Here is a 5,127-nt window from a genome sequence, read left to right as displayed (position 1 = left end):
TCTACCATTTTAGGATCTCCTCAAAAAGGTTTTTCGGGAACTTTTTCCCAATCGGCTAAAAATTGATCAATTCCAACATCGGTGAGAGGATGCTTGATTAGCTTAGATATGACAGGAAAAGGAATGGTGGCTACGTGAGCTCCCAGCCGTGCTGCCTCCACTACATGCATGGGGTGGCGAATGGAAGCCACAATTACCTGAGTAGTGATATCGTAATTACGAAAAATCTGTAAGATATCAGCCACCAGGCGCATGCCATCGCTTGATATGTCATCTAATCTTCCCACAAAAGGACTGACATAGGTGGCTCCTGCTTTGGCAGCCATAAGTGCTTGCAGAGGATTAAAAATCAAGGTGGTGTTTACGCTCACTCCTTCTTGAGAAAGAGCTTTGATAGCTTTCAATCCTTCCGTAGTTATAGGAACTTTTACCACTATATTAGGTGCCCAGCTGGATAGCTCTCTTCCCTCTTTTATCATTCCTTCTGCTTGCAGGCTTACCACTTCAGCAGAAACCGGGCCGGGAACCAGACTACAAATCTCCATAATCACTTCCCTAAAACCTCTTCCCGTTTTAGAAACTAAAGTAGGATTAGTAGTCACTCCATCTAAAACTCCCAGCTTCAGAGCTTCTTTGATTTCTCCTGTATCGGCAGTATCAATAAAAAATTTCACCTCAGACCTCCCTTTTCTGTTTATTTACCAGTATTATAAGCTTCTCCCTGGCCTTTATCAATCTACCATAGCGCGGCCAACCACATTTCACATTGACAAGAACTTCTATTCTTGATAAATAATAACCTGCAGTGTTCTCTATTGTCTTCGTGAGGATCGTATTTTTATATTCCGTGGCGGTCTTCTCTTTATAGAAAAACGAGATTACCTGCCGCCACGGGATAGCAATGGTATTGTATTTTTCTGTTTTCAAGGTAATGCAGAGGCCTTTACCCGGAAGGAACATCTTAACAAACCCCTCAGGGTGCTATAATCTATTTAACTTGTTATCTCAAAAGAGAGGAGCTCATAATATGGGAAGCGTAAAAGACTTAATAGTTCTTTCTTCTCCACATGAGGAAAAACCGGGGAGAGGGAAATTTATTTTTTCTGATCGGTATTCAGTATTCGATTGGGGGGAGATGCCCGACCATATCCCTCTGAAAGGTGCTTCCTTATGTTTAATAGGAGCCTACTTTTTTGAACAACTAGAGAGAGCCGGATTCTTAACTCATTACCAGGGAATAGAAGAAGAGGGAAAAAACAAGAGGCTATTTGAGTTAAAAAATCCTGCTAATGAAATGGTAGTTTCTTTAGTGAGGATTATCCAGCCTCCTGAAATAGAAGGGAAATACGACTATAACATCTACCAGGGAATAAGGGGGAATTTTTTAATTCCTTTTGAATTCATATATCGTAATTCTCTACCTGCAGGTTCTAGCTTACGCAAAAGATTAGAAAGAGGGGAAGTAAAATTAAAAGATTACGGATGGGATAGGATTCCTGCTCCAGAGGAAAGATTGTCACCACCCGTTGTAGACGTTTCTACCAAATTAGAAGAGCAAGACCGTTATCTAAGCTGGCAAGAAGTAGAAGAGACAGGCATATTACAAAAAGAAGAAATAGAAGAAATTCGTCGAACAGTTCTTGCTATAGATGGCTTGATAACTAAAGAAGTAGAAAGGATAAACCTGAAAAACGAGGATGGAAAAATAGAACTGGCTTTCGATAAAGATAGAAACTTAATGGTGGTAGATGTGGTAGGGACTCCTGATGAGAGCCGTTATACCTTCCGGGGGATACATCTTTCTAAAGAGATCGCCAGAGAGTTTTATCGGAAAACTTCCTGGTTTGAAGAAGTAGAAAAAGCTAAGCTTCAGAATCCAGTGGGCTGGAGAGGTTTGGTGAAAGCAAGTCCTCCACCTCTACCCTCTTCTCTTGTGCAACTGATAAGCTGGGTGTATCAGCGAATAGCTATGGATCTTACAGAAAGAAATTGGTTCTCAGATGTGCCTTCTTTAGAAGAAATTGGAGAAAGAATTAGTCAGGAGCTTCTTATTTGACATAAGAAAAGAGAGAAAGTAAAATAATCAAGGGAATAAACATTGATGTGCGCCCGTAGCTCAAAGGACAGAGCGGCGGTCTCCTAAACCGCAGGCTGAGGGTTCGAATCCCGCCGGGCGCACCAAGGGTGCATTTCGGGACATTTTAACAGTGAAAAAGCTCTTATTTACCTTCCTCTTTTTACCCGGTATTGTTCTAAGCAAAGAAGAAGACCCGGTGCAGCTCTTTCAGTGTATTTTGCAGCTCAATCAATCTTATCCTGTTGTTCATCGCTCAACCTGTGATATAGATATTCAGGCGAAAATCAAAATTTCCCTTCTTCTGCCTTTTACTATTAACTTAAATAGAAAATTAAATCTAGAGGATAATTACCGAGAAACAGAGATCACTCACATACTTTTTTCTGCACTGGGTGGTAGAAGCTTTTATTATTAAAGGACCTCTTTCTTTTCTTTCTCAGGAAAAATGGGAGGATATTTTATCTCCCTTCGCTCTGGCTGCAGAAAAAGTAGATAGTGATCACCATTATTTCTGGGCAGTAAGAAAGGAAATAATAGCCCATTATTATCATAAAAATTTAGAAGAGTTAGAAATGGACAATTTAGGCAGGGTTTAAAAAATTTTCTTGGCTAATCCGACATCCCGGGGAGAAGTAGAACAGGAATATGCCAGATTTAAAGGTTACCGGGTGATAAAGAGAACCCGGGGCAGGACAAAATATAATTCAGTCAACATTGATTTTCAGGCCGAAACCAGGAATTACCAGCTGTATCCTTGAGAAAGGTATTCTTTTGCCAGAGCCAATCGAGCGCTAATTTTTATTTCCTCATCAAGGGAAAAAGCTAATTTCTCCAGAAAATAGGCAGCTGCAGGAGCTTTTATTTCCTCCAGAGCTCCAATTATTTCTCGCTGGAGGAGGGGAGAAGCTTCTTCCATGGCTATTTCAATAAGAGGCAAAGCCTCCTCTCCCAGGACGGGTAATCTTTTTAAAATAAATAATTTAGCTCCTTCATCACCAGAACGGAGTATTTCCCGAATTAAGTATAGGTTGCTTCTCAAATCTTCTTTACCGAGAGGAGGAACTTCTTCTTCCTGGAGGTAAAGCTCCTCTCCCCGGGAGACCAAAAGGGAAAAAACAATTTCGATGTTTTCTTCCTCTGGAAGAAAACGTAAAAGAGAAAACGGTCTCCACTCCCTCTCTTTAAGCTTTTCTTTAAGACAAGGGGTAAATGCGATGTCCTCTGTTTTGCCCAGAGATTCAAAGATTTGCTCCTCAAGTAAAGGGTCCTTCTCCCCCATCTGAATTAGAAGATTAACCCCCTTTTCATACTTAGCCAGAACTCTTATCAGGCAAGAATTCAAATCTTCTTCCTGCAAAGTAAGATGGGAGATTTCCCCTTCTCCCCAGAGAATAGTTTGAGAAAGATTTCTAACTTTTTTATCCCGGTCGTTAGACATTTTGTGAGCATAATTTACAACATCCCCATCTTCTCTTTCCCACAGAGCAAAAAGAGCTATTTCTCGAAAGAAAGGATTTTCCGAGTTTATCATAGTGAATAAGTAAAAAGACACAGAAAAATCGTAGAGAGAAAGCAATTCATCCACTTCTTCTTTTAATTCGGAAGGGAAATCCTCTTTTTCTATCAGGCGGAAAAAGAAGGGGAGGGATTCTCTCACTTTCCAATGAGCTAAAGCCCGGAGCGCCTCCCATCGAATGATTATCTCTTCTTCTTTATTACCCGAATCCTCTTTCTGTAGAATAGAAAAGAAGAAAGGAATCCAGTCATCTGTTTCTCCTAAAAGGCGGATTATTTCTACTCGTAGAGCTATATCTGGTTCCTTCCAGAATAGAGAAATTAAGTATTCTCCTCGCTCTTTCCCCTCCATCTCCCGGGAAAGAAGAGAAAGAGCTGATTTTCGAAGATAAAAAGGATATCCTCTGTTCTCTACTATTTTCTTTATTCCACCTGTGAGCTCATGGGAAGCTAAAAAAAGAGGGGCATCTTCAACTAAAAGATAAAGAATATCTTCTCTACCCTCTTTCCAGAGACTGCGTAATTCTTGAATTATAGAGGAGTAAGAAAGCAACTCTTCTCCTTGTACTATTGCTGTTCCCGTAAAGAGGAAGAGTATGATTGTCGCTATTAATTTTCTAATAGGCGCATTCTTTAGCTGCTTGAGCATAGATTTTCAAGTTTTCTGGAGGGGTATCAAAAAAGTGGTCAGCGCAGGAAAGAATATGCCCTCCTTCATATCCTACACGCTCAAAAAGAGTATACACCATGGAGCGAATTTCCTCTTCTGTTCCACTGGTTAAAACGTTAAATTGATCCATTCCCCCGATTAGAGCTAGTCTATCACCAGCTTTAGCCTTGAATTCCCAGGGCTCTTGGTTCCCCCCAATACTTTTGGGAGCTAAAGTCTCTGAGACATCTGTACCATTAGCTATGATTAATTCTTCGATTCCCTTTGTTCCTCCACAGGTATGATAGGTGATTTTAAAATCCAGGGAATGCAGAGCATCGTGAATCTTACGGTCGTAAGGGAGACAAAATTCCTCATGGATTTGTGGAGAAATTAAGGTAGAAGAGGCTGAACCTCCACCGGTTTCTACCAGGTCGAATTTAGCTCCTTTCATAGTTTCAATAAATTGAAGTTTTTTCTCCAGTAAAATTTGTAGCAGTTCATGCACCCAGCTAGGGTTATCAAAGCACTTAAAAATTAACTCATTAATATCCATAAGACAGGCAGCGTGTTGCCAGCACCCTGCTTGGTCGCCCCAGACGAAACCTCGCAATATTCCCCGGTCTCCAATTTCATCGTAGAGCTGATTCACTGGTTGAGGATTTAGCGAAGGAACCGGCATATATTTAATTAAATCGAGGTCTTCTTCTCTTTTTATCATATATTCGGTAATCCAGGTAGTTTTAAGATTTCCTGCTCTTTTATAGTTAAGGTCACCCCGAGGAGTATGAACAGTATGGTAGAGTAAAAAATCATCCGGGTCTGCTTTAATAACTTTTATTTCTTCTTGCCACTCTGGAGTAGATAAAATATTTTTTTCTAAATC

7 protein-coding genes and 1 tRNA gene are annotated in these 5,127 nt (G+C 40.5%); 4 read left to right on the top strand and 4 right to left on the bottom strand.

The window, feature by feature from the left end; all coding sequences use genetic code 11:
* Positions 1-20: 20 nt before the first annotated feature.
* Positions 21-674 carry a fructose-6-phosphate aldolase gene (gene fsa, locus GXZ17_RS08570; protein WP_409376873.1) on the bottom strand — a complete coding sequence of 218 codons (654 nt, stop codon included), beginning with the start codon at positions 672-674 and terminating at the stop codon, positions 21-23.
* A 1-nt stretch (position 675) separates the two neighbouring features.
* Positions 676-960, bottom strand: a complete 285-nt coding sequence (locus GXZ17_RS08565) for a hypothetical protein (RefSeq protein ID WP_409376872.1) — start codon at positions 958-960, stop codon at positions 676-678.
* Between the two features lie 67 nt (positions 961-1,027).
* On the opposite strand from GXZ17_RS08565, the gene GXZ17_RS08560 reads away from it, so the two are divergent.
* From GXZ17_RS08560 to GXZ17_RS08545, 4 genes are all read left to right on the top strand, one after another.
* Positions 1,028-2,056: a phosphoribosylaminoimidazolesuccinocarboxamide synthase gene (locus GXZ17_RS08560; protein ID WP_409376871.1), complete on the top strand. Its 1,029-nt coding sequence runs from the start codon at positions 1,028-1,030 to the stop codon at positions 2,054-2,056.
* Positions 2,057-2,105: 49 nt separating this feature from the next.
* A tRNA-Arg gene (locus GXZ17_RS08555) sits at positions 2,106-2,181 on the top strand.
* 26 nt (positions 2,182-2,207) lie between these two features.
* Entirely contained in the window at positions 2,208-2,492 is a 285-nt protein-coding gene (locus GXZ17_RS08550) for a hypothetical protein (RefSeq protein ID WP_409376870.1), read from the top strand.
* Complete coding sequence (locus GXZ17_RS08545) at positions 2,470-2,673, top strand: hypothetical protein (protein WP_409376869.1); 204 nt, start codon at positions 2,470-2,472, stop codon at positions 2,671-2,673. Before GXZ17_RS08550 ends, GXZ17_RS08545 begins: the two co-directional genes overlap by 23 nt.
* A 143-nt stretch (positions 2,674-2,816) precedes the next feature.
* Here GXZ17_RS08545 and GXZ17_RS08540 read toward each other — a convergent pair whose 3' ends face one another.
* Both GXZ17_RS08540 and GXZ17_RS08535 read right to left on the bottom strand, forming a co-directional pair.
* Complete coding sequence (locus tag GXZ17_RS08540; RefSeq protein ID WP_409376868.1) at positions 2,817-4,241, bottom strand: HEAT repeat domain-containing protein; 1,425 nt, start codon at positions 4,239-4,241, stop codon at positions 2,817-2,819.
* Positions 4,210-5,127: uroporphyrinogen decarboxylase family protein (locus tag GXZ17_RS08535; protein ID WP_409376867.1), on the bottom strand; the 918-nt coding region annotated here is incomplete at its 5' end. The genes GXZ17_RS08540 and GXZ17_RS08535, both read right to left, overlap by 32 nt.

It is taken from the genome of Candidatus Sordicultor fermentans (assembly GCF_012728195.1).
GTDB classification, from domain to species: Bacteria; Atribacterota; Atribacteria; order Atribacterales; family Caldatribacteriaceae; genus Sordicultor; species Sordicultor fermentans.
Note: the sequence above shows the minus strand (reverse complement) of the source record. Positions and strands in the feature narration are given on the sequence as shown.